General features: G+C 39.8%; 21 protein-coding genes and 1 pseudogene. 8 read left to right on the forward strand and 14 right to left on the reverse strand.

Going from position 1 to position 23,748, the window contains the following annotated elements; all coding sequences use genetic code 11:
• Window positions 1–75 precede the first annotated feature (75 nt).
• The 5 genes from F991_RS03320 to F991_RS03340 form a co-directional block, all read right to left on the reverse strand.
• Window positions 76–2,502, reverse strand: a complete 2,427-nt coding sequence (locus F991_RS03320) for a DNA internalization-related competence protein ComEC/Rec2 (protein WP_004668941.1) — start codon at window positions 2,500–2,502, stop codon at window positions 76–78.
• Between the two features lie 91 nt (window positions 2,503–2,593).
• Window positions 2,594–3,007: a type II toxin-antitoxin system VapC family toxin gene (locus tag F991_RS03325; protein WP_004668942.1), complete on the reverse strand. Its 414-nt coding sequence runs from the start codon at window positions 3,005–3,007 to the stop codon at window positions 2,594–2,596.
• Entirely contained in the window at window positions 3,004–3,261 is a 258-nt protein-coding gene (locus F991_RS03330) for a FitA-like ribbon-helix-helix domain-containing protein (protein ID WP_004668943.1), read from the reverse strand. The genes F991_RS03325 and F991_RS03330 overlap by 4 nt, the downstream gene beginning before the upstream one ends.
• 72 nt (window positions 3,262–3,333) lie before the next feature.
• Window positions 3,334–4,020, reverse strand: a complete 687-nt coding sequence (gene lolD / locus F991_RS03335; RefSeq protein ID WP_004668944.1) for a lipoprotein-releasing ABC transporter ATP-binding protein LolD — start codon at window positions 4,018–4,020, stop codon at window positions 3,334–3,336.
• The gene (locus F991_RS03340) at window positions 4,013–5,248 is read right to left on the reverse strand and encodes a lipoprotein-releasing ABC transporter permease subunit (RefSeq protein WP_004668945.1); all 1,236 of its coding nucleotides are present in this window, start codon (window positions 5,246–5,248) and stop codon (window positions 4,013–4,015) included. The genes lolD and F991_RS03340 overlap by 8 nt, the downstream gene beginning before the upstream one ends.
• 25 nt (window positions 5,249–5,273) lie before the next feature.
• Between F991_RS03340 and F991_RS03345 the strand changes: the two genes are divergently transcribed.
• Window positions 5,274–5,861 (forward strand): PilZ domain-containing protein, encoded by a 588-nt coding sequence (locus F991_RS03345; protein WP_004668946.1) that lies wholly within the window; start codon window positions 5,274–5,276, stop codon window positions 5,859–5,861.
• 19 nt (window positions 5,862–5,880) lie between these two features.
• On the opposite strand, the gene F991_RS03350 is transcribed toward F991_RS03345, so the two are convergent.
• Window positions 5,881–6,774 (reverse strand): DMT family transporter, encoded by an 894-nt coding sequence (locus F991_RS03350; RefSeq protein ID WP_004668947.1) that lies wholly within the window; start codon window positions 6,772–6,774, stop codon window positions 5,881–5,883.
• 7 nt (window positions 6,775–6,781) lie between these two features.
• Window positions 6,782–7,252 carry a YaiI/YqxD family protein gene (locus tag F991_RS03355; RefSeq protein WP_004668948.1) on the reverse strand — a complete coding sequence of 157 codons (471 nt, stop codon included), beginning with the start codon at window positions 7,250–7,252 and terminating at the stop codon, window positions 6,782–6,784.
• Between the two features lie 240 nt (window positions 7,253–7,492).
• Here F991_RS03355 and F991_RS03360 point away from each other — a divergent pair, with 240 nt between their 5' ends.
• Window positions 7,493–8,431 carry a hypothetical protein gene (locus F991_RS03360; protein ID WP_004668949.1) on the forward strand — a complete coding sequence of 313 codons (939 nt, stop codon included), beginning with the start codon at window positions 7,493–7,495 and terminating at the stop codon, window positions 8,429–8,431.
• A 36-nt stretch (window positions 8,432–8,467) separates the two neighbouring features.
• Window positions 8,468–8,611 carry a hypothetical protein gene (locus F991_RS17620; RefSeq protein ID WP_004668950.1) on the forward strand — a complete coding sequence of 48 codons (144 nt, stop codon included), beginning with the start codon at window positions 8,468–8,470 and terminating at the stop codon, window positions 8,609–8,611.
• A 79-nt stretch (window positions 8,612–8,690) separates the two neighbouring features.
• Here the strand turns inward: F991_RS17620 and serC are convergent, their stop codons facing one another.
• Window positions 8,691–9,770 carry a 3-phosphoserine/phosphohydroxythreonine transaminase gene (gene serC, locus F991_RS03365; protein ID WP_004668951.1) on the reverse strand — a complete coding sequence of 360 codons (1,080 nt, stop codon included), beginning with the start codon at window positions 9,768–9,770 and terminating at the stop codon, window positions 8,691–8,693.
• A gap of 346 nt (window positions 9,771–10,116) precedes the next feature.
• Between serC and F991_RS03370 the strand changes: the two genes are divergently transcribed.
• Genes F991_RS03370 through F991_RS03385 form a run of 4 tightly spaced genes read left to right on the forward strand, consistent with a single transcriptional unit; the run spans window position 10,117 to window position 15,029 of the window.
• Window positions 10,117–11,613, forward strand: coding sequence for a TolC family protein (locus tag F991_RS03370; protein ID WP_034595382.1), 1,497 nt, complete (start codon window positions 10,117–10,119; stop codon window positions 11,611–11,613).
• Between the two features lie 12 nt (window positions 11,614–11,625).
• Window positions 11,626–12,786, forward strand: a complete 1,161-nt coding sequence (locus F991_RS03375) for an HlyD family secretion protein (protein WP_004668953.1) — start codon at window positions 11,626–11,628, stop codon at window positions 12,784–12,786.
• A gap of 3 nt (window positions 12,787–12,789) precedes the next feature.
• On the forward strand, window positions 12,790–13,920 hold the full coding sequence (locus F991_RS03380) for an ABC transporter permease (RefSeq protein WP_004668954.1): 1,131 nt from the start codon (window positions 12,790–12,792) through the stop codon (window positions 13,918–13,920).
• A complete protein-coding gene (locus F991_RS03385; protein ID WP_004668955.1) occupies window positions 13,917–15,029 on the forward strand; it encodes an ABC transporter permease in 1,113 nt (370 codons plus the stop codon). The genes F991_RS03380 and F991_RS03385 overlap by 4 nt, the downstream gene beginning before the upstream one ends.
• 73 nt (window positions 15,030–15,102) lie before the next feature.
• Here the strand turns inward: F991_RS03385 and gyrA are convergent, their stop codons facing one another.
• From gyrA to xerA, 6 genes and pseudogenes are all read right to left on the reverse strand, one after another.
• The gene (gyrA, locus tag F991_RS03390; RefSeq protein ID WP_004668956.1) at window positions 15,103–17,841 is read right to left on the reverse strand and encodes a DNA gyrase subunit A; all 2,739 of its coding nucleotides are present in this window, start codon (window positions 17,839–17,841) and stop codon (window positions 15,103–15,105) included.
• Window positions 17,842–18,316: 475 nt separating this feature from the next.
• Window positions 18,317–18,961, reverse strand: coding sequence for a G protein-coupled receptor family protein (locus F991_RS03395; RefSeq protein ID WP_004668957.1), 645 nt, complete (start codon window positions 18,959–18,961; stop codon window positions 18,317–18,319).
• Between the two features lie 165 nt (window positions 18,962–19,126).
• Entirely contained in the window at window positions 19,127–20,062 is a 936-nt protein-coding gene (locus tag F991_RS03400; protein ID WP_004668958.1) for an FAD-binding protein, read from the reverse strand.
• 17 nt (window positions 20,063–20,079) lie between these two features.
• Window positions 20,080–20,829: an electron transfer flavoprotein subunit beta/FixA family protein gene (locus F991_RS03405; RefSeq protein ID WP_004668959.1), complete on the reverse strand. Its 750-nt coding sequence runs from the start codon at window positions 20,827–20,829 to the stop codon at window positions 20,080–20,082.
• A gap of 466 nt (window positions 20,830–21,295) precedes the next feature.
• A pseudogene (locus F991_RS03410) lies at window positions 21,296–21,876 on the reverse strand (phosphohydrolase).
• Complete coding sequence (gene xerA / locus F991_RS03415; RefSeq protein WP_171063407.1) at window positions 21,866–22,759, reverse strand: site-specific tyrosine recombinase/integron integrase; 894 nt, start codon at window positions 22,757–22,759, stop codon at window positions 21,866–21,868. The pseudogene F991_RS03410 and the gene xerA overlap by 11 nt, the downstream one beginning before the upstream one ends.
• Window positions 22,760–23,136: 377 nt before the next feature.
• Between xerA and F991_RS03420 the strand changes: the two genes are divergently transcribed.
• Window positions 23,137–23,748, forward strand: coding sequence for a LysE family translocator (locus tag F991_RS03420; RefSeq protein ID WP_004668962.1), 612 nt, complete (start codon window positions 23,137–23,139; stop codon window positions 23,746–23,748).

Below are 23,748 nucleotides of genomic sequence, written 5' to 3' on the forward strand. Positions count from 1 at the left end.
AAACAAAAACTCAATATTAAATCATTTTATGCTTAACTCATATTATTCTACTTATATTATAAATATTTAATCGATCTATTTCCGCTCTAACCATTTTACTTGCTGGCGCTGTTGTTTCAGTTGCACCATTCCATTATCAAAAACAAAGCTGAGCGTTCCTGCTTGCGCAGTATTAAGCAATGGAATATTTAAGGCATGTAAACGCTTTAATACTTCTTGACTCGGATGACCATAGCGATTGTTTAACCCTGCTGAAGCAATCGCCAATTTTGGTTGAATGTGCGCTAAAAAATCATAAGCTGAACTATGCTTGCTACCATGATGACCTAGGACTAAAACATCCACCTTTAAATCGGGATATTGTTGCAACAGTTTATATTCGGTTTCCCAGCCAGCATCCCCCATAATCAGAAAATTTTGAAACGGCTGCGCATGAAGAAACTGCAGGTAGATCACACAGGAATATTCATTTTTTTGATGCTTGGCATAAACCAATTCCTCAGCATGGGGCGATAAAATCTCAATCTTCAGATTCGGATACGACCAAATTTGACCTTGATGACATAAGGAGAAATTGTCATTAAAAAGGAGTTTATCCCCGCGTTCATTTGACTGAACCTGCCCGATGGGAAATGCTTTTTGAATCGAGCCAAATGCACCACTATGATCCTGATCGAGATGCGACAAAATCACTTGATCAAGGTGACGTATGCCCTGCTGACGTAAAAATGGAATCACAACCCGCTCGCCTAAACTGAATTTAGTTTCATCAAACGAACCACCTGTATCAATCATTAAAGTATGTTGCGGATGCTGTAATAAAACCGCTTGTCCCTGCCCGACATCCAATATATTCAACACAATCGGTTGTGCTTTTACGCCAAGTAATATCGGTAAGAAACATAACAATGCCCATACTTTAGGAATCGTGCCTCTTGGTAAAAACAAAATGAAAATACCGAAGATCAAACTTACGATTGCCCAAGGGGTATAACTGACACCATATAAATCTGGGGAAATATGTTGTAAAGCATTCAATATCGACATCAAAAGCGATAAAAACAGATCATTGAGCTGAAATAACAGTCCACCCAATATTGGGATCAGCAGCCAAAGACAAGCGGCGATAATATCTAAAGGCACAATGATGCCACTCAATAATGGAATAGCGATCAAATTCGTCAGAGGTGCAAGCCATGATACTTGCTGAAAGAAAATTAACACCAAAGGCAGTAAAGCGACAAAGATTTTCCATTGTGATTCAATTAAGACCTTGCCTGCCATACGCATTTTCTGCGTCGTGGTCGCTACTTGGTCTTTGGGTAATTGCACGATGCTTTGATAAATCCTCAGCAGAATAAAGCAAGCGCCATAAGACAGCCAAAATGCAGCAGAAAGAATACTAAATGGATCATAAATCAATAATAAACTGGCGCTATAAACCAATATCGCAAAGGGTTGAATCGATTGCCTGAATATAAGAAAGATACTGGCAATCATCACCGTTAATAGTGTTCTCATGGCTGGTATTTCAAAACCAACAAAGGCCACATACAGCAGAACACTCGACACAAAGGGCAACAGCAACAACAATTGCCGAGGCTGTTTGAGATATAAGTGTGGATAATAACGTTGCACTATTTTCCGTAACAACCAAGTCAACATCAAAGCAAAAATCAAAACATGCGGCCCAGAAATCGCCAATAAATGGGAAATTCCAAGTTGTTGAAACTGTTGTTTTAATGCATTCGACAAAAGACTTTCATCACCAGTCAATAAAGCCAAGAGCAAACCTTTGTGCTGTAAGTTCGAAGCTTGTAACATCTGCCGAAATGCTAGACGTTTCATTTCCACACGGAGTAAAAAGCGAGCTTGAATACCTTGTTGTTGCTTCAAATGTTGTGGGTAGCCTAAACGATAAACTTCATCCGTTGTAATCGGCTGAATCTGCTTGACTGAAAATGCAGACATCACATTTTGTTGTAAGAACCATTTTTCTTGATCAAATGCCCCTGCAACGGCATAACTATGGGCAGGTCGAATTTCGCCATATACGCGATAATAGTGTCCAAGTTTCAGCTCAGACTCAGCGTTGGGTGAGTCTTTATATTTCTTTAAGTAAAAGAACCAATCAACAGGCTGAGGATACCGATTGAGCACTTCAGCGATTTGTTTCTGCCCATCATCACTCAGTTCATCAATCTTTTTAATATAAACAATCGCCTCAAATGACTGTTTTTCAAGTTCCCGAAACTTAAGTCGCTGCTCCAAAGCGGAATCAGCAAAATAGCCACCTGTACAAAATAATGCCCATGTCGCACTGATTAAAACCAAAGCCTTGTACAGTGGACGATGAAAATAGAGAGGTTTTTTATAAAAAACTAAGCTCAAAAAACTGAACGCAACGAGACACCAAATCCACCATGTCACAGTAATAAAAGGGAATGTTTTCCCCATGAATGCAATACCAGCAATCCACCCCAATAAAATAATTTTTAACATCAGTTTTTAATTAAGTTTTTGATTTTTCTAGAGGCAAAATTAAAGCCCTTTTTCAGGGCCTTAACAAGAGATTTCATAAAATAATTTTAAATCATTCAAATGGATTAATGACGGCTAAACCAACTGCTTTAAATGGTGCAATATCTCTTGTTGCAATCATAAAACCTCGACTAGACGCAATCGCAGCGATATAACCATCAGGCGTTGGAAACCCTTTCCCAGCCAATCTCGCCTCAACTGCTAATTTTGCATAATGTTCCGCAGCCGTAAAATCAAATGCCAAGATACGCTGCTCAAATAAAGGAACAATTTGAGCAAGCAGACTGGTCAATGCCTGTTTTCTCCGTCCTTCCGCAAGCACGCCTATCCCAAACTGCAACTCTGCTATGGTAACACTAGAAAGATATAAAGTTTCGATGACCTGTTCATTTAACCATGTTCGAACCGTTGGATTAGGTTCAGGTTTCATCATTTCAGAAATAATATTGGTATCTAAAACAATCATAAGAACTCCAACGGTTGGGCTGGCATCACATTCCGTGTTTGTTCTAATGATTCCACATCAGCATTGCTCAATCCTTGCGATTGTGCGAGCAAAGCCAATTGATCGCCCAAGCCTATAGCTTGGGTTGATTTAACTGCATTTTCTAAAATAGAACGAATTTCAGCCTCTGCACTACGTCCATGCTGGGCTGCTCTCATTTTTAACGCACGATGTACTGAATCAGGAACATTTCTTATGGTTAAGTTTGCCATCATTTACACCCCACTGCTTTCAATGCTTACACTTTTGTATAATGATAGCACAAAAAGCAATGGTGTATAAAAAACCTATTTTTCGTTGATCCACAACCCATCTTGCATATGCAAAATAGAATCCGCAGATTGTGCCAATTGCTCATCATGGGTGACGATCAACATTGCCATATTCAGTTCTTTTTTTAAGTCAGTCAGTAACTCAAAAACACTCAAGGCGGTTTTTCGATCTAAATTACCAGTAGGCTCATCTGCCAGCACCACAGCAGGTTTAGTGACGAGTGAGCGTGCCAATGCCACACGTTGGCGTTCACCCCCCGATAACTCACCCGGTTGATGGTCCATACGATGAGATAAGCCCACTCGATCAAGTAAATACTCGGCCTGAGCTTTGGCTGATTTATACTGAACGTCTGAACGCAACATTAACGGCATTGCCACATTCTCTAAAGCAGAGAACTCAGGTAACAAATGATGGAACTGATAAACAAAACCTAAATACTGATTTCGTTTAAAACCACGCTCTGCTTCGCCCAAGTTATCAAAACGCTGACCTTGTAAAAACACTTGACCTTGTGTTGGTTGTTCCAAACCACCTAACACATGCAGCAGCGTACTTTTACCTGAACCACTTGAACCCACAATCGAGACGAACTCACCCGCCTTCACTTGTAACGACAAACCTTTAATCACTTCGACTTTACTTTTACCATCATCAAAATGCTTATAAATATCGTTGGCTTCTAAGACAATCTTACTCATAACGTAACGCCTCAGCAGGTTGAACTTTAGCTGCACGTAATGCAGGGTAAATCGTTGCCAAGAAACTCAAGACCAATGAAACAGAGACAATCACAGCCACATCTTGCCATCTGAGATAAGAAGGAAGGTAATGTACAAAATAAGCATCGAATAAGTTCAGACCGAGAACTGTATTCAACCAAGAAATGATGTCACTAATGGTCAATGCTAAAGTCACACCTAAAATCGTACCTGCAATCGTTCCAATCACACCAATCACCGTCCCTTGCACCATAAAAATTTTGGTGATCATGGAAGGTGAAGCACCTAATGTTCGCAAAATCGCAATATCTGATTTCTTATCGGTAACCACCATCACTAACGATGACACAATGTTAAATGCAGCCACCACAATAATCAGAAATAACAGTAAGCCAACCAGTGTTTTTTCCATTTGAATAGCATTAAATAAATTGCCATGGGTATAGGTCCAGTTCGATGCATAAAAATTGCTTGGTAAATCACTCACAATTTCGTCGGCCACTTTTGGTGCTGCAAAAATATTATCTAACTTTAAGCGAACGCCCTGTGCCCCATCTGGCAGACGCAATAAAGTTGAAGCATCATTCAATGCGATATAACCGACCATTGAATCAACTTCTGCCCCAATACTAAAAATACCCACAATCTTAAATCGTTTAAAACGAGGTACAACCCCCGCAGGAGATGGCGTTGCTTCAGGTAGAACCAAGGTTACATTGTCATTTAAACCTAGACCAAGCGCATCAGTCATGTCCTTACCTAGAACAATACCGAACTCACCCTTTTGTAAAGCGTTTAAATCCCCAGTGACCATATGATCTTGGATGATTGAAACCTTTTTCTCATATTCAGGTTCAATCCCCGTCACCATAATGCCTGCGACCTGCCCATGAGCAGTCAACATTCCCTGTAATTGGGTAAATGGTGCGACGCCTGTAACCTGTGGATGAGTCTCAACTTTTTTTACAAGCTCAGGCCAATCTGTTAAAATTTGAGTAGAAGAAACAGTGGCTTGTGGTACCATTCCAAGAACACGCGTTTTTAATTCGCGATCAAAACCATTCATCACAGACAATACTGTAATGAGGACAGCCACGCCTAGGGTTAAACCAATCATGGAAACCAAGGCAATAAAAGAAATAAAATGATTACTTCGCCGAGCGCGAGTGTATCTCAACCCTATATACAGCGAAATTGGCTTAAACATACCATTTAGTCCGAGGTGATTTATTATGGAAAATTCACAACATCATCTTATTGACGACAACGCAGAACGTCGCGTGATGTCTCGTATTGATGCCGTGTTGAGAATCAACTATCAAATCATTCCAGATGATGTCGCCCTGAATGACCCTTATGATTCTCATTTTGTACTGCCACGCTATTTTCTACTACTTGCTGAATTAGATCAATTTGATCACGCACTTCGCTACGAATTAGAACAATTAAATGAAAAAGATCAACAAATTGCTCGCATCTTATCCCTTTTTAATCAGAAATTAAATCTGATTACAGGGTCTTTTTACGATAATATCGTGCAATCACAGCTCCCAGTACCAGAACAAGTGAACTTTTCAGAGAACGGCTTGAGCTTCTTTAGCACCCAAGATATCAATGAAGGGACGTATATTCATATCACTTTAAGCCACCCTGAAAACTTCTTCCATATCGCTGCAACGGCTCAGGTTGCCTACAGTGCGGCAGAAGAACAAGGTAAATTTCGTATCGGCGCTTACTTTATTACGCTGAACCCACAAGATCGAGCCAAACTCACAGCCAGTGTAAAACAAGCGCAAAAACTGGAAGTCAATGAACGCTAAAACGAAGCAAAGATAAAATTTATATTTTTAAACGGTGATAGGCTTGTAGATCTTTAAAGAAATAAAGGAATAATCCAAATAAAATAATCGTTGCACCGGCAAATACCTGTACCGACAATTGTTCATTATTAAAATATGCACCGATCAAGATTGCTAACATCGGTGTCATCACTGTGGTCAATGACAATGTTGTCGCCTTTAAGTTTTGAACCAATTTAAAATAACAAAACATCGCAATTAACGATGCCACAACTACAGTGTAAGCCAGTGCCAATAATGATTTTGCCGAAGGAATTTGTGTCGGTGCGTACTGCCAAATCCAAGGTAACAGCAACAATGCACATAAAGTCGAAATGAGAATCGAACCAGTGGCTTGCGCCATCGGTTGTAGATCTGCATTGATCTTCTTTACCCAGAAAATTGACAATGAATAAGAAAACACGCTCAATAACATCAAGACAATACCGATCGGCTGCACATGTTTTTGATTGCCGCTAAGACAAATCATGGCCAGTCCAACAATTGAGATTGCCATTCCCAACCATTGCCACGCAGCAAGTTTCTGTTGAAAAGCAAATCGTCCAATTAAGCCCGCCATAATCGGGGCTAAACCAAACATCAATGCAATCAAACCAGAGCTTAAATAAGCTGTTGAGGCATAGGTAAAAATTTGTGAGCCAATCAGACTCAAAGCACCAGCGATATAACTCAATAGCGCAATTTTATCGGTTGGAAATTTAACTTTTAAAAATACTAAAACCGATATTGCTAACGGTAACGCGATTAAAAAACGTAATAGTAATGCCCACATTGGATGTAAATCAGAAACACTCCAAACAATTGCTAAAGGCGTTGATGCCCAAATAAAGATCAGCAAAGCGTAAGTAAGCATTAAATTAATACGTGAGGGCATATTCTGCTCAAGAAGTTGTTTTACGTTTTTGTTTGAAAATCGTTTGGTCTAATGCGCTAGAAAATTCTCGCTTATCTCTTTCCGAAATCGGTGGTGGTCCGCCCGTCTGAACTCCAGCACCACGTAAAGTGTCCATGAAATCACGTAAATGTAGCCGCGCTTTGACGTTGGCCGTGGTATAAACTTCGCCACGAGGATGGATTGCAATCCCTCCTTTTTCAATGACTTGTGCTGCAAGCGGAATGTCTTGTGTAATGACAATGTCATTTTCCCGCATTCGATCTACAATTTCTTGATCAGCTTGATCCGCCCCACTCATCACTTGAATCGAATTAATACGCATGGAGGGCGTAATTCCTACATTTTGGTTCGCAACAAAGGTCACCTCTAATTGATAGCGGTCCGATGCACGCAAAATAACTTCACGTAAAATTTTAGGTAAAGCATCTGCATCTACCCATAATTTAAATGGCAGCACGTTAGCGAAAGCTCATATAAATAAAAATATAGTGTAGCAGATTGGCATAGCGATAGAGCTAGCGGAAATAAACTTAAACCAGATCAATAGCCCCTAATTGATATTTAAAATATCGAACCTGTCATTTGCACTTTACATCAAGAAAGTAAATTAAATTTATAGAATTACATATCCAGACTTGAAATATGACAGTTACCCTCGATTTAATAGAATAAGTTCAATCTTTTTGCATCGCGCTTTATGAAAAATCAAAACAGTCCAGAAACGATTACAATTCAAGATCAAAATTTCGGTAACCATGTTGAACACTGGAACTTGTTGACCGACAAACCTGAAACCGATGTTCCCAAGTGGTTAGGGCTGGCACTGGATGCACCTGTGATGCCAATGGGTCTCTGCGAAGATGAACAAGAGATGGATCAATCCTTTTGGCTCATTCAAGGACCAAGTGGTGAAGCCGTTTCAATCAATCAAATTATTGCAGTTGAAGATCAAAAACCACGTGCTTTAAAAACGGCTTTTCCAAGTTTTGAAAGCCCATATAAATATGATGCAAAAATCGAGCGAATTACTCGTTGTGATTCTGCAACTCAAGCAGTATTACGTTTAAGTTTAAATACAAATACCGTTATTTATGCCTTTGATAATTTATTCAGTGTAAATCACTGCAAATATGATAAGAACCAAACTTATCAAGTCCAATTTAATGCTTGGGCTTATGAATTAGAAATCGTTGCTGATGGTGAGAAAATCATTGTTGATGACCCTGCTTCAATTAAACATCATCGTGCATTAAATGCGATTTTGACCGAACATAATGGAATTGCACCAGAAAACTTACAAGAACTTATTAATGACTGGCAACCAAAAACCCCAGAAGATCAAGAACCTGTAACTGTCGACTTTTCTAAAATGGTGGCCTATTTATTCGGGGAAACATTAGGCCAAGAAGATGAAGCTTGGTTCCAAGGAAATATCGTGGGTAAAACCACAATGCAGTTTATGCAAGATGAATATACCCTGTATGACGTGACTTTAGTTTTAGAAGATGATCTCCCTGCAATCGTCATTCGTATTGCAACTAAAAATGTTTTGTATAAAAACTTTAACATTGGCCAATATATTCGTGGCAATCTATGGATTCAGGCCAATATTTATGCTAAAACTGCTTTAAAGTGACAAAAAATCACATAAAGGGCATTTTTAGGCGTTCTAATGAAAATTATACCGGAACAAACGACCACCAGTCTTATTCATTCGAGTGATCAAGGTCTTAAACTTGATGTTGGTGCTTATTGCTTTTTTTTACTTGGTATGTTTTTAGCAGCACTTATTTTTCATCAAATTGGCTTGTTCTAATTTTTTAACCATTACCCTATTTATAAATAAAAGCCCTCATTTTGATTTGAGGGCTTTTTATTTGTCTGGTTGCTATAGATTAACCATGACGTTTGGCAAACTCATCCATAAAGTTCACCAATGCTTGAACGCCTTCTAACGGAACAGCATTATAAATACTGGCGCGCATGCCACCTACTGAACGATGACCGGCCAAGTTAAGCAAATGACTTTGCTCTGCTTCATTTAAGAAGGTCTTTTCCAGTGCTTCATCCGCCAGTGTAAATGGCACATTCATCATTGAACGATTTGGCAGTGCAATTGGGTTGTTATAAAAATCACTAGAATCAATATAACCATAGAGTAAATTAGCTTTCTCTTGGTTAACTTTATACATTGCGTCGACACCGCCCTGCTCAAGTAACCACTCGAAGACGAGACCCGACAAATACCATGCATAGGTTGCTGGTGTATTGACCATTGAGCCATTTTTAGCTTGGTCTGCATACTTTAAAATACTTGGAATATCCGCTTTTGCTTGATCAAGTAAATCATCACGAACAATCACAATCGTTAAACCTGCTGGCCCGATATTCTTTTGTGCGCCTGCATAAATTAAACCGAATTTGCTTACATCTAATGGTGCAGACAAAATACTTGATGAATAATCACAAACTAAAGGTGCATTTACTTCAGGAATACCTGCAAATTGTAAACCACCAATGGTTTCGTTATCTGCATAATGCACATAGGCAGCATCTTGAGAAAGATTCCAAGTACTTTGCTCAGTAATTGCATGTTTACCATCAATTAAAGTACCAGCCTCAACAACATTGATGTCGCCATAACGCTTCGCTTCTTTTAATGCTTTTTCAGACCAAATCCCAGTATGAATATAGTCAGCCTTATTATTGTTTCCTAACAAGTTCAGTGGAATCGCTGAAAATTGTAAGGATGCACCACCTTGTAAGAACAAAACTTTATAGTTCTCTGGAATGTTCATGAGCTTTCGCAAATCAGCTTCAGCTTTTTCTGCTACAGCAACATAGTCATTGCTACGATGACTCATTTCCATGATCGACAAACCTTTACCTTGCCAATCCAACATCTCTTGTTGAGCTTTTTCTAAAACGGCAGTGGGTAATGCAGCAGGACCAGCGCAGAAATTATAAGCACGCATGAATTTTCCTTTGTCAAAGTGGAACAAATTGAGATAGGAATTTAAGCACAGATTGACGCAGCTTGCAGTAGCTTATCGAGTAAATATTTCAATCTAATCATCTAAATCTTATTAATTTTTCAATCATGTTTATCCTTTTAAATTTATTTTAATCATCATTTGGATACATATTTATAAGCTTCAAAAACGAGATTTATCTTGTTTTTACTAGACTAAAAACTCTATTTTTTACAAATTGAATACACCAATCGGAGCGATATAACTATTTAATTAAAAACTTAATATTTAAATTTTATAAAAACAATTTAGACTAACTCAGGATAATATTAAATTGCGACATACCATAATGTTGAAACGACATGATCGACCAAGTTTTAAGGTCAAACGGCTGCCTAAACAACTGAGCTTGAGTATTCACTTGATTAGCTGTGCTCTATTCTCGACTTCGCTATTTGCCCAGACGTTGAGTTATAACCAAGCCGAACAATATGTTGTCGAAAATGCTTATGCTTCACAAGCACAACAAGCTTTGCAACAAGCCTCACAACTTGAAATGGAAGCGGTCAAACATTTAGGTCTTCCACGCATTGATTTAAATGCGCGTGCTTACTCTTTTCATAGCGAAACCAGCGTACCTTTAGAGTCAAGTAAACGTAGACTCGAAAACTCCCTGACACGTGGATTTGATGACAAATTATCACAGTGGGAAAATGTACTTTCGCCCGAGGCGATTGATCAAGTCAGTCAAGGTTTCGATCAAACCGTAAATGATGGTCTCAATAAAGTTCCAAATAATCTAGATGTCACCATTAAAGATCATGATGTCCGCACCTCCGTCTCGATGGTCATGCCACTTTACACAGGTGGGAAAATCAATAGTGCCAAACAAATTGCCAATATTCAGGCACAGCGCTCAAATATAAGTGTGAAACAACAACAAGATTCACAGCGTTTTGAAATGATTCAATCTTATTTCAATGTGCAATTACAACAGCAACTGCTCAACGCGAGTCTGTTTAATTTGAATGCCATGCAAGAACACTATAACAATGCCCTGAAATTGGAGCAGCAAGGCTTTATTAATAAAGGACAACGCATGCAATTTGAAGTGGCACGCAATAATGCTGAACGTACTTATCAAAATGCACAGTCGAATTTGCGTGCCAGTCAGTTTAGTCTTCAAAATTTATTACAGACTAAAGAAGGCTTAAATCTCAGCACCCCCCTCTTTGTAAATACCGCAGAAAACCATTCTCTGGATAAATTGCTTGCCAGCTATGACCAAAATTCGAGCTTGGTCAAAAAGTTGCAGATGGATACTCAACTCGCCAATGAAAATGTAAGAATCCAACAAGCAGCCAAAAGACCCAGCCTTTTTGCTTTTGGTGAATATGGTCTAGATGACAAAGAAAACTGGATCGTCGGTGTTATGGCAAAATACAATTTGTTTTCAGGAGTAGATAAAAATAAAAATGTGCATGCCGCAGAGTTAAAGCGTTATGCAGCCGAACTCATGACCGAACGAACCAAGCAAGAAATTGAAAATGTTTTATATAAATCTTATAGCGAATTAAATGCGTCCCAGACCAGCCATCAATTACTCACTCAGAACACCAAGGCCGCACAAGAGAACCTTCGTATTCAACAGCTCTCTTTTAAAGAAGGCATGGGCACAGCAACCCAAGTCATTGATGCTCAAAACGCATTAAGCGGGTTAAGAAGTGAAATGGCAGTGAACGCTTATAAATACATTTTATCTTTAGCGACTTTATTACAAAGCTACGGTTCAATTGATGAATTCAAGCTTTATGTGAACCAACCACGTACTGACTATATCCGTTAATTGGAGAATCTTATGAGCCAGAATCAATCCCCATCCAATTCAGAACGCGATACGAATGACGTGGAAAAAGCGACCGAAGCCGAAACACCAAAAAGCGTAAATGAACCAAGCTCTACGACAGAACAAGTAGACTCTGCTGATAATGCAGTTACATCTAATCCACCAAACTCGCCGACTGAGCCGCCTCAAAAATCTAAAGCCAAAATCATTGGCTTAATTATCTTGATCTTAATTCTAGGTATCATCGCGTTTGGTCTGTGGAAAGCTTATCAACCTAAAACCATTGAATTACAAGGTCGTGTAGAAGCAGAAACCGTGCATATCAGCACTAAAGTGCCGAGTCGTATTGAAGAGTTTTATGTGTCTGAAGGACAAATCATAAAAAAAGGACAACCATTAATTCGTTTTGTTAGCCCTGAATTAGAAGCCAAGAGAGAGCAAGCGCAAGCAGCATTGCAAAGTGCGACAGCCTTTCATTCCACTGTCTATCGCGGTGCCCAACAGGAAAATATCGAAACCCTATATGCCAATTGGCAAGCGATGAAAACGCAAGCAGATTTAGCGGCAACCACTTATAAACGTGGAGAAACGCTATTCCAGCAAGGCGTTATTTCTCGTCAACGTCGGGATGAAATGTTAGCAACTCAAATTTCGGCTCGTGAAACTGCGGAAGCCTCTTATCAACAGTATGCTCGTGCAAAACGAGGCAGTACTGAGCAACAAAAATCAACAGCCGATGCACAAGTTGCCATGGCACAAGCAGCAGTGAAAGAAGCCAATGCACTGACCGAAGAAACCAAACTCTACTCGCCAATTGACGGTACTGTTTCCAAAACCTATGGCAAACCAACAGAATTGGTCGCAATGGGTGTACCCGTGGTTAGCATCATTGAAGATCATGAATTGTGGGTGAGTTTAAATGTTCGTGAAGACATGTATAACAGTGTTTATAAAAGCAAAACACTTGAAGGCTTTATTCCTGCCCTCGATCAGAACGTCACTTTTAAAGTGAAAAATATTGATGTTGAAGGCGACTTTGCCACCATTAAAACTACACGTCAAACAGGCGGTTATGATATCCGTAGCTTTAAATTTCATTTAGTACCAGAACAATCCATTTCTGATCTCAAAGTCGGAATGAGCGTACTATTTAAAATCAAAGAGGCAAAGTAACCGATGTTTGCTGTCATGCTTCGGGAGCTGCGTTATTTAAAACGCCATAAAGTAGATGCTTTTATGGCTATTATTATGCCGCTACTGGTGATTGTCTTTTTTGTCAGCATGCTTTCCGCCGGTAAAGCTGAACATTTACCAATCGCCATTATTGATCAAGACCAAAGCCAGTTAAGCCAAAAAATCATCCATAACCTGAGTATTAATCCCAGTCTGAAAGTGAAGACCATCAGCGCCAGCCAAGATGAAGTTGAACGGATGATTAATAATACTCAAGTTTGGGGTTTTGTTTTTATTCCAGAAGGCGCTGAACAACGACTGGTACAAGCAAAAAACGCTCAAATCAGCATCGCCTATAACCAATCTTTTTTTAGTATTGGCAATACTATTGCCTCTGCGATGCAAAGCAGTACCTTAAATGCAATTGGTGATTACTTAGGTAATAGCTATTTAGCTAACAAGATTCCCTATGCTGAGTTTCCAACACCGCATGTCAAAGTTTCAATGCTGTATAACCCGAGCATGAGCTATGAGCTATTTTTAGAACCCTTTATCGTGCCTGCGGTACTGCATTTATTATTGTGTTGTTGCATTGCATTTGCCATCGGGCAGGAATTTAAACGACATACCTTTGCGGACTGGATTGGTTCAACGCATATCGTGTCTCGATTCTTTGCCAAGATTCTACTCTATGTCTTCATTTTCTGTTTTTGGACATGGTGCTGGATGTTCTGGCTAACACAGATCAAAGGCTATTTTATTGCAGGTTCACTCAGCTTTCTGTTGATCGCTCAATTTGTGTTTTACTTTGCCTATGCCATGATTAGCAGCAGCGTTATTTTAGCCACAAAAGACCTGCCCAAAACCTTTGGCTTTATTGCATTGTACGGGGGGTCATCGATGAGTTTTGCTGGCGTGACGCTTCCTTTAAATAATGCACCGATATTTACTCAGTTCTGGTCAATGATTATTCCATTTACCCCATATGCCAAGTTACAAACTGAACAATGGGTTATCGGAAGTGATATCGTGGTTTCAATTGCACCATTCGTAATTTTACTTGTTTTTGCGGTGCTATTTACTGCGTTAAGTCTTCGCTTATTAAAGAAAAATGTTCAGGAGACTCACTCATGAAGTCATTTTTCTTCTATTACAAGCAGACTTTTAAAAATATTGTGAAAAACAATTCAGTGTTTACCACACTGATTGTCTCGATCATCATGTACAGCTTTTTCTACCCAACCGCCTACAAAGCACAGGTTGCGGAACATATTCCGATCGTCATTGTCGATGAAGAACAAAGTGTTTTAACCTCTAAAATTATTAGTCAAACTGCAAACAGCCCACATATCCATATTCAAGCGGTCACGAGTGATTTTCTTGAAGCGGAGCAAATGGTCAAAAATCAAAAGGCTGAAGCCATTCTATTACTACCTGAAAATCTAAGTCAAAGTCTCATGCGTGGCGAAATGGGTGGTATCGGACTCTATCTCAGTACTGCGTATTTTCTGCAAACCAAAGAAGCAGGTACAGGTCTTGCCACCTCTATCGAATATGCACTGAAAGATTATATGGAGAAATTTGGTGATGCTTCACAGTTTGAAATCGAAATGCCGATTCACGAAATCCCGCTGTTTAACACCTTATCGGGTTATGGCAGCTATATCTTTCCTGCAGTTGCCAGTCTAATTATTCATCAAACCATTTTGCTCGGCTTAGCAATGCTCATCGCCAGTTATCGTGAACAAGGCTGGTCAGCGCAACCTACCGAATTCTGGGCCATTTTTGCGACCATCTTTACGATTAGCGGCTTAGGAAGTCTCTATTTATATGGTTTTACCTTTTGGCTTTATGAATACCCGCATGGTGGAAACTTCTGGGGAATGATCCTCGCTGTACCGATCTATGTGAGCTGTGTCATTGGTCTTGGTCTGTTACTTGGTTCGCTTGTGGATATGCCTGAACGTGTCGGGCATTTAGTCGTAGTGACGTCCATTCCCCTGTTTTTACTAACAGGTGCAGCTTGGCCACATGCTGCTATGCCTGAATGGATGCAAGCACTCGCATGGATACTACCATCTACTCATGGGGTACAAATGTTTGTACAACTTAATCAAATGGGTGTACCAACAGCAATTGTCGCGCCAAAGTTAATTTATTTGGCTACTGTAGGTGCAGTCCTATTGACGCTTTCCTACTATCGCTTAGTCATTATGAAACCCATCAATAAGGAAGCTCAGTAGCTTCCTTTCTTTTTAAAGTAACACCCATAAAAAAACCCAAAGATAACTTTGGGTTTTTCTGTTAAGAGATTAATTATTCTTCAATCGCATCATCTTTAGATTCAGATGAAATTTCGTCAGAAGTCGTGGTATCAGGAGAAGTATTTACAGCTTCTTCTGTAACCTCTAGCACGTCATCATCTTCCACTTCAACAGCTTCAATCGAAACAACACCAACCAATGTTTCAGCTTCGCTTAAGCGAATTAAACGAACACCTTGTGCATTTCGACCTGTAGTAGCAACCTCTGATGCACGGGTACGAACTAAAGTACCACCATCAGAAATCAACATCAGCTCTTTGCTCTCATCAATCGAAACAGCACCTACTAGCTCGCCATTACGATCAGAAGTTTTGATCGCGATTACACCCTTACCACCACGTTTCTTGGTTGGGAAATCACCCACAGGGGTACGCTTACCATAACCATTGGCACACGCACAGAGCACTTCACCTGTTTCTGGAACAACCACAAGCGACACAATACGGCTGATGACGTTTAATTCAGCTACATCATCGCCATCATCTGATTCATCATTTTCAATGATGTCTGTCTCTTCGACTTCCAGCACACTACTCGCAAAGCTGACGCGCATACCACGGACACCTTTCGCAGTACGACCCATCGCACGAACATCGGTTTCAGCAAAACGAATTGCTTTACCTTCGTTCGAGAACAACATGATTTGCTGCTTGCCATCAGTGATTGCAACACCGATTAAGGTATCTTCTTCATTGAGTTCAATTGCACGTAAACCATTTGAACGGACATTGCTAAACTGTACTAGCTCGACACGTTTTACCGTACCCGATGCTGTTGCCATAAAGACATAATGATTTTCAGGGAAATCTTTGAGTGGCAAAATTGCAGTTACTGTTTCATTCGCATCAAGTGGCAGCAAGTTAACAATTGGACGACCTTTGGCACCACGCGAAGCCTGAGGTACTTCAAACACTCTTAAGCGATAAACTTTACCAACGTTGGTGAAACACAATACCGTGGCATGGTTTGAAGCAACAATTAAATGTTGAATGATGTCATCATCTTTCATTGACGTCGCAGACTTACCACGACCACCACGACGCTGTGCTTGATAATCAGAAAGTGGTTGAGTTTTCGCATAGCCTGTTTGAGAAACAGTAAGAACAACTTGTTCTTCTGGAATCAAATCTTCACGGCAGAAATCAACACCAGACTCAATAATCTCTGTGCGGCGTGCATCACCATATTGCTGTATGATTAAAGCAAGCTCTTCACGAATCAAATTCATCAACAAGTTAAAGTCATTGAGAATTGCTGTTAATTCAGCAATTTGCCCTAAGATTTCGGTATATTCTGCATGTAGCTTGTCTTGCTCTAAACCCGTTAAGCGATGTAGGCGTAACTCTAAAATTGCAGAAACTTGTGTTGGTGATAAACGATAAATCTCACCAGACAAACCAAATGGACGAGCAGGATCTTCACCCTCAATCTCATCTGGACGAACAGAAATTGCGCCAGCTTTTTCCAATAAAGCAATGACACCACCACCTGCCCACTCACCTGTTTGTAAACGCTCGCGCGCTTCGGCTGGGTTTGCAGAAGTTTTAATGGTTTCGATAATCTTATCGATATTTGCTAATGCAACCGCTAAACCTTCTAAGATATGCCCGCGCTCACGTGCTTTACGCAATTCGAACATGGTACGACGAGTCACCACTTCTTGACGGTGACGAATAAACGCCGCAATAATCTGTTTTAGGTTCATCAATTTTGGTTGACCATTATCTAGACAAACCATATTGATGCTGAACGAGTTTTGAAGCTGGGTATGCAGAAATAAATTATTTACAACAATTTCTGCATTTTCACCGCGCTTCAAATCAATCGCGATACGCATACCATCTTTATCAGACTCGTCACGAAGCTCAGAAATACCTTCTAATTTCTTCTCTTTAACCAACTCAGCAATTCGTTCAATCGTTCTTGCTTTATTGACTTGATAAGGAATTTCAGTAAAGACAATCGTCGTTCGACCTGATTTTTGATCTTCTTCGAAGTGATATTTACCACGAATATGTAAACGACCTTTACCCGTACGATAAGCATCAACGATGCCTGCTTTACCGTAAATAATACCGCCTGTAGGGAAATCTGGACCAGTAATATGCTCCATCAATCCTTCTACAGAGATATTTGGATTATTTGCATAGGCTAAACAAGCATTGACCACTTCGGTCATGTTGTGTGGCGCCATATTGGTCGCCATACCCACCGCAATACCCGTGGTTCCATTGATCAGAAGATTTGGAATACGCGTTGGCATGACTTGAGGAATACGCTCAGAGCCGTCGTAGTTGTCTTCCCAATCGACCGTATCTTTTTCTAAATCAGCCAAAATTTCATGGGTCAACTTCTGCATACGAACTTCGGTATAACGCATTGCTGCCGCGCTATCCCCATCAACTGAACCGAAGTTACCTTGACCATCAACCAACATGTAACGCAAGCTAAAGTCCTGTGCCATACGAACAATTGTTTCGTATACAGCACTGTCACCGTGGGGGTGATATTTACCGATCACGTCCCCGACAACACGAGCAGACTTTTTGTATGATTTGTTATAATCATTGCCCAATTCATGCATTGCAAACAACACACGACGATGAACAGGTTTAAGACCGTCTCTTACATCTGGTAATGCACGAGATACAATTACGCTCATCGCGTAATCTAGATATGAATGCTTGAGTTCGTCCTCAATGGCAATCGGTCTGATTTCCGATACGCTCATGCATACTCCTTGTTTACAAGTAGATGGATCTACCTGTTTTTATGTCTTCAATCTTGCAAAATTTAGCCCAAAAACTTGAGCTAAAAATAAAAAAATACAGCGAAAAATTATAGCATAAAGCACAAGCTAACTGGGAGTTTAGAGATCTGAAAATAGCATTTTTTTACAATAAAAAAATCATTAGAATTAACAAGTTAAAAACACTAAGTGATTAACTGCCAGATAAAGCGCAATCTACTTTTTTTTTGAACAAAAGATCACCGATTTATTTTGTATTGGTATCGCATTTAATATTATAAAATTGGTGATACTGCACATATTCGCCCCAGAAAAATTAGAAATTCGCACTAATGTTTTTATTATATTTGGCATCGAATCCAAGCGACCGCGTCACTCAGATTCTCAATATCAAGTTTATGGCGATCCAACACCCCGATTTTAACTACTACCGCTCACCAATGCCGCACCAGAACAATCACTTTACTTCGATCTGTTCTACATGAATCATTGATGTTTCATTGACGATTATTTTGTCCCACTGCATAAAATAAAAGGCTGCACAGAATAATGCCAAAATAAAGGGTACCTCATACAGCTCCTCTACCACATCAGGCTGAATGGTATTACTCAACAACCATGTATCAATAAATCGATGGTGCTCAACGCTATCAGCAAAAAATAAAGAGACACACGCAATCAACAAGTACCAGAATGGGAATGGAACAGAATTGAGTTTATATTTAATTTCTTCACGCAACTTTGAAAGAAAAGGCATGAACACAACAGGTGCAATCACGAAAATCGAAATGATTCGAAAATAAAAATGTGGAATATCAGGAAAATAATCACGTCCCCAGCTAATACTACGGCCAAAAAACATAAACCACCATGCAATCGCCCAAAGCCAAAATAGTTTTTTTGATTCTGTTAAGTGTTTCGGCTTCATATAGAACCATGTGAATGCTACACATGCCAATAACACCAAGGCTTGTGCGTCTTCGATCAGATGAACTTTCCACGTCATTAAGAAATGTGAATCAACATTTGTCAAAAACAAGATCACCAACAACAGTGTCAGTAAAGCCACGGTCGTGTAATTAAAACGTAAATCAAACTTCATGGGAGAAAAAATATCCAAAATGGATCAAAGCGTATATTTTAGCAAAAGTGTACCAACAAGTACACTTAACCTCACTTCTAATAAAAAACGCTCCTGAGCAAAGCAGTAAAGCATCGCTTTAACTGCTTGCGCAAGAGCGCTTTTTTACCTTAATTCAAAAAAGAATTAAAGTTTAGATACCAATTCAGGTACAACAGTGTTCAAGTCACCCACTAACCAGTAGTCAGCAACGCTGTTGATTGGCGCTTCTTCGTCTTTGTTGATCGCAACAATAACTTTAGAGTCTTTCATACCCGCCAAATGCTGAATCGCACCAGAAATACCGATTGCCATATAAAGATCAGGCGCAACGATTTTACCAGTTTGACCTACTTGGAAGTCGTTTGGTACGAAACCAGCATCAACCGCAGCACGAGACGCACCTTGAGCAGCGCCAAGTTTGTCAGCCAATGGATCAAGTACTTTGTGATAGTTCTCACCAGAACCAACACCACGACCACCAGAAACTACGATACGTGCAGCAGTTAATTCTGGACGATCAAGTTTCACGATTTCTTCGTTTACGAACTTAGAAATACCCGCATCATTTGCTTCCGCAACTGTTTCAACAGCAGCAGAACCGCCTTCAGCAGCAACCGCATCAAATGCAGTGCCACGAACTGTACCAACGATGATTGCTTCATCAGATTGAACAGTTGCGATTGCATTACCCGCATAGATTGGGCGCTTGAATGTATTTGCAGAATCAACAGCAATGATGTCTGTAATCATGCTTACATCAAGAAGTGCAGCAACACGTGGGAGCAAGTTCTTACCCGTCGTAGTAGAAGCAGCAAGTACGTATTTGTAACCGCCTTTTGCGATGTCAGCAACTAAGCCAGCAACGTTTTCAGCCAATTGGTTTGCATAAGCAGCATTGTCAGCAAGCAACACTTTGCTCACACCAGCAACTTTAGCAGCAGCATCAGCAGCAGCTTGAGCGCCTGAACCCGCTACTAATACAGTAATATCACCACCGATTTTTTGAGCTGCCGCAACAACGTTTAAAGTTGCACCGTTAAGTGTCTGGTTGTTGTGATCAGCGATAACTAAAATACTCATGATTTTATCCTTCTGTATTAGATCACTTTCGCTTCATTTTTCAATTTTTCTACAAGCTCGTCTACAGACTTCACTTGCACGCCAGCTTTACGTTCAGCAGGTGCTTCAACTTTAATTGTTTTAAGCTTAGTACCAGTTGAAACGCCATAATCAGCAGGTGATTTAACATCAAGCGGCTTTTTACGAGCTTTCATAATGTTTGGAAGCGCAGCATAACGTGGCTCATTCAAACGCAAGTCAGTTGTGATGATTGCAGGAAGACCAAGCTCAACAGTTTGTAAACCACCGTCGATTTCACGCGTTACTTGAACCTTTCCACCATCAACTTTAACTTCAGATGCGAAAGTACCTTGACCAGCACCAAGTAAAGCGCCAAGCATTTGACCTACTTGGTTAGAGTCATCATCAATCGCTTGTTTACCTAGAAGGATAAGTTCTGGTTTTTCAGCATCAACAACGCCTTTTAAGATTTTAGCAACTTCTAAAGCGCCGACTTCATCAGCAGTTTCAACTAAAATACCGCGGTCAGCACCTAAAGCCATTGCAGAACGAATTTGTTCTTGAGCGTCTTTAGAACCCACTGAAACAACAACGATTTCTGAAACCGTTCCTTTTTCTTTTAAGCGAACCGCTTCTTCCACTGCGATTTCACAGAATGGGTTAATTGACATCTTAACGTTGGTAAGGTCAACCCCACTATTGTCCGGTTTAACACGAACTTTAACGTTGGCATCAACCACACGTTTTACAGCAACAAGAGCCTTCATGTAATCCTCGGCTGTTCTAAACAAGTAAATGTAGTAAAGAGCATTCTAACTCTTCGATCGAAACTTTTTAGGTGCCCTATCTTGCAATGTATTTGGCATTTTGGTCAAGTCACAATTTCCGCTACGACCAGAAAAAAGATGAAATGCTCAGTTCACAAATTTAAAACACCTATTCAGCATATAAACTTGGGGTTTGATTAACATTAATATTACACTTTGATTTTTCTTGTAATTTATAAATTCAACGACCTCGAATCGATATATTTTATCGAATAAATACGATCCGCAAGCGATCATGGCCAGTGAGTTTAGCGATTGCATCTATTTTGCAAAAACTTGGCAATAAAGTAAGAATACCAATTAAACAAATTTTCATGACAAAGTTGAAAACTATCGACGATTAAACACTCAATTTTGCAACATAATATATCGCTTCAGCCTTATTGCGTGGTGTTAACAACTGAATTTACCATTTAAACATCGGTAACGGGCTCCACGGTTTTTGCAATAAACGCTTCATACCCAAACAAATCAAAGTCTTGTGAAACCCAGAGTTTGGAAACTGTTTGGTTAATTTTTTAAACTCGCGCATTGGAATATTTGAACGCAACAAACCTAATGAAAAATCTGCATAATCGGCTTGTCTAAAGTATTCAACCAGTGGGTATTCGGAAGATTCTGCTTTGGTTAACTTATGATGCTCTGTAATCATCAATGTGATTTCTTGCTCCCAATCTAAGCGCTGATGTGCAACAAGGTATTGATGCATTTGTTCAACTGATGGTGAGATATAGTCAATCGTTTTCGCAGTCCAAATACCAATATCGTGAAAAGCCACAGCGATCGCTATTTTATAAATTGTGTCACTTCGATTATCTTGGCTTAAACTCAAACAACATGCTGCAACACGCTTACAATGGTTAAGATAGCCTTGATAATCCAGCTGAAAACCGTCCGATATTCCTGCAAAATCGTTTCAATCCAAGTGCTACATTGTATAAATGCATCATGATCTAGCGATAGATTAAATTGTTGTTTAATGCTCATTTTTCTGTGCTCTTGGATGGGCTTGGTCATATACTTTTGCGAGTTGATCAAAGTCCACATGCGTATAGATTTGGGTGGTTGAAAGATTACTATGCCCTAACATCTCTTGTACTGAACGTAAATCCCCACTGGCGGAAAGCATATGGCTGGCAAAACAATGTCTTAATAAATGCGGATGTAAATCGACATCGACTCCAGCTCTTTGCGCTTGCAGCTTTACTCTGTTTTCAATTTGCCGTGGTTTTAATGTATGGCCTCGTTGGGTAATAAATACCGCTGAATCTGCAGTAAATTGCCCCGCCCAAATCCGATAGACTTTAAGCCATTCAATCAAACTTTCCTTAGCTTTAGCCCCAAAAGGAACAATACGTGTTTTATTCCCTTTACCTGTAATTCTTAGTAACTGTCGATTGAAATCAATATCTTTAATGGTCAAGCCTTGCAACTCAGCCAAACGCAAACCGCTAGAATAGAGCAGTTCCAATATCGCTTTATCCCGCAACCACAATTGTTGATCAATCGGTTTTTCAGGCGCTGTTTGGTCTAAGATTTGATTGACAGTTTCAATATCAATCAGACCGGGTAAAGGTCGAGATTGGCGTTTTAATTTAAAATCTTCAGCTGGATTTTGTGCTAAATATTGCCCCTGTTCCGCCCATTTCATAAATTGGCGAATTGAAGTCAAATGCCGTTGCAAACTACTTGCACCAAGTTGATCTCGTTCAACTCGCTCAGCCAAATACTGTCTGAGATCGGATGCCTCAACATCTTGTAACTGAAGTTGTTTATGTTCACAAAATTGAAAAAAATCGGTTAAATCACGCCGATAAGCCGTAATGGTATGCTCTGACTGATTTTGAATCATCCGTTCTTTTAGCCACATAGAAAGCAGTTTTTCAGGGGTTTCCAAATAGCTCTCCATGTTATTGAATTCATCACGCCTACAGTCTAACAATTTTTTTATGTGATGTATTAGGGTCGGTTGACATTTCACCTTACGCGCTATAGCTCTCATTGCGACATGAGCCATTTTTGGCGCAAGATTTTTTAGATGGTACAAGGCATGTTTTTCGAAATTTAGTCATTCTAAATGATGAGAAACACTGTTTCGCAAGATAACGTAGTATGAGGAACAACGTTCCGCTAGTAAAATGCCCCGGTCCTCGAACTTCGCCTGGCGCTGCGATCAAAGCAGTGCTTTGCTCTTGCTCAAGGTTGTAATACAATAAATTTCAAGTTTTAGATTTTAAGCTTAGCATAATGACAACAATTCTAATCCCTTATCTGATCGCTATTACATTACTCACCATTACTCCGGGTCTTGATACGACCTTGATTATTCGTACAGCGACACTCGAAGGTAAAGCAAAAGCATTTCAAGCTGCTTTAGGGATTAATTTGGGTTGTATTGCTTGGGGTGTAATCGTCGCTTGTGGTTTAGGGGCTTTGTTGATGACCTCCGATCTAGCCTTTGATGTTTTAAAATGGATCGGTGCCGCTTATCTCGCATGGCTTGGACTCAATATGATCTTCAAACCTAGAGCAGAACTTGCAAGTACAGCGAGTGCCACATCAAATCAAAACTGGTTTATCAAAGGATTTTTTGGAAATTTGCTTAATCCCAAAGTTGGTATTTTTTATATTTCATTTCTCCCTCAATTTATTCCACATTCTGCCTCACCGATTGCATGGACTATAGGACTGGTCATGATTCATGTGTTCATCGGCTTTATCTGGTCTGTGTTTCTAATTTCTGCCATGCAATCCGTATCACATTACTTAAAACAGCCAAAATTTATTCGCTACATGGATCGAATCACAGGCAGTATTTTTATTCTATTTGCACTGAAACTTGCATTCAGCAAACGTTAA

This window comes from Acinetobacter sp. CIP-A165 (genome assembly GCF_000367985.1).
Lineage (GTDB): Bacteria > Pseudomonadota > Gammaproteobacteria > Pseudomonadales > Moraxellaceae > Acinetobacter.

Coding starts and splice junctions, on each gene's coding strand:
- F991_RS03360 (WP_004668949.1), top strand. CDS start 7,493: ATGAAAAATCAAAACAGTCCAGAAACGATTACAATTCAAGATCAAAAT.
- F991_RS03395 (WP_004668957.1), bottom strand. CDS start 18,961: ATGAAGTTTGATTTACGTTTTAATTACACGACCGTGGCTTTACTGACA.
- F991_RS03345 (WP_004668946.1), top strand. CDS start 5,274: ATGGAAAATTCACAACATCATCTTATTGACGACAACGCAGAACGTCGC.
- lolD (WP_004668944.1), bottom strand. CDS start 4,020: ATGAGTAAGATTGTCTTAGAAGCCAACGATATTTATAAGCATTTTGAT.
- F991_RS03405 (WP_004668959.1), bottom strand. CDS start 20,829: ATGAAGGCTCTTGTTGCTGTAAAACGTGTGGTTGATGCCAACGTTAAA.
- F991_RS03325 (WP_004668942.1), bottom strand. CDS start 3,007: ATGATTGTTTTAGATACCAATATTATTTCTGAAATGATGAAACCTGAA.
- F991_RS03400 (WP_004668958.1), bottom strand. CDS start 20,062: ATGAGTATTTTAGTTATCGCTGATCACAACAACCAGACACTTAACGGT.
- F991_RS03330 (WP_004668943.1), bottom strand. CDS start 3,261: ATGATGGCAAACTTAACCATAAGAAATGTTCCTGATTCAGTACATCGT.
- F991_RS03350 (WP_004668947.1), bottom strand. CDS start 6,774: ATGCCCTCACGTATTAATTTAATGCTTACTTACGCTTTGCTGATCTTT.
- xerA (WP_171063407.1), bottom strand. CDS start 22,759: ATGTGGCTAAAAGAACGGATGATTCAAAATCAGTCAGAGCATACCATT.
- F991_RS17620 (WP_004668950.1), top strand. CDS start 8,468: ATGAAAATTATACCGGAACAAACGACCACCAGTCTTATTCATTCGAGT.
- F991_RS03380 (WP_004668954.1), top strand. CDS start 12,790: ATGTTTGCTGTCATGCTTCGGGAGCTGCGTTATTTAAAACGCCATAAA.
- gyrA (WP_004668956.1), bottom strand. CDS start 17,841: ATGAGCGTATCGGAAATCAGACCGATTGCCATTGAGGACGAACTCAAG.
- F991_RS03320 (WP_004668941.1), bottom strand. CDS start 2,502: ATGTTAAAAATTATTTTATTGGGGTGGATTGCTGGTATTGCATTCATG.
- F991_RS03340 (WP_004668945.1), bottom strand. CDS start 5,248: ATGTTTAAGCCAATTTCGCTGTATATAGGGTTGAGATACACTCGCGCT.
- F991_RS03385 (WP_004668955.1), top strand. CDS start 13,917: ATGAAGTCATTTTTCTTCTATTACAAGCAGACTTTTAAAAATATTGTG.
- F991_RS03420 (WP_004668962.1), top strand. CDS start 23,137: ATGACAACAATTCTAATCCCTTATCTGATCGCTATTACATTACTCACC.
- F991_RS03375 (WP_004668953.1), top strand. CDS start 11,626: ATGAGCCAGAATCAATCCCCATCCAATTCAGAACGCGATACGAATGAC.
- serC (WP_004668951.1), bottom strand. CDS start 9,770: ATGCGTGCTTATAATTTCTGCGCTGGTCCTGCTGCATTACCCACTGCC.
- F991_RS03370 (WP_034595382.1), top strand. CDS start 10,117: ATGTTGAAACGACATGATCGACCAAGTTTTAAGGTCAAACGGCTGCCT.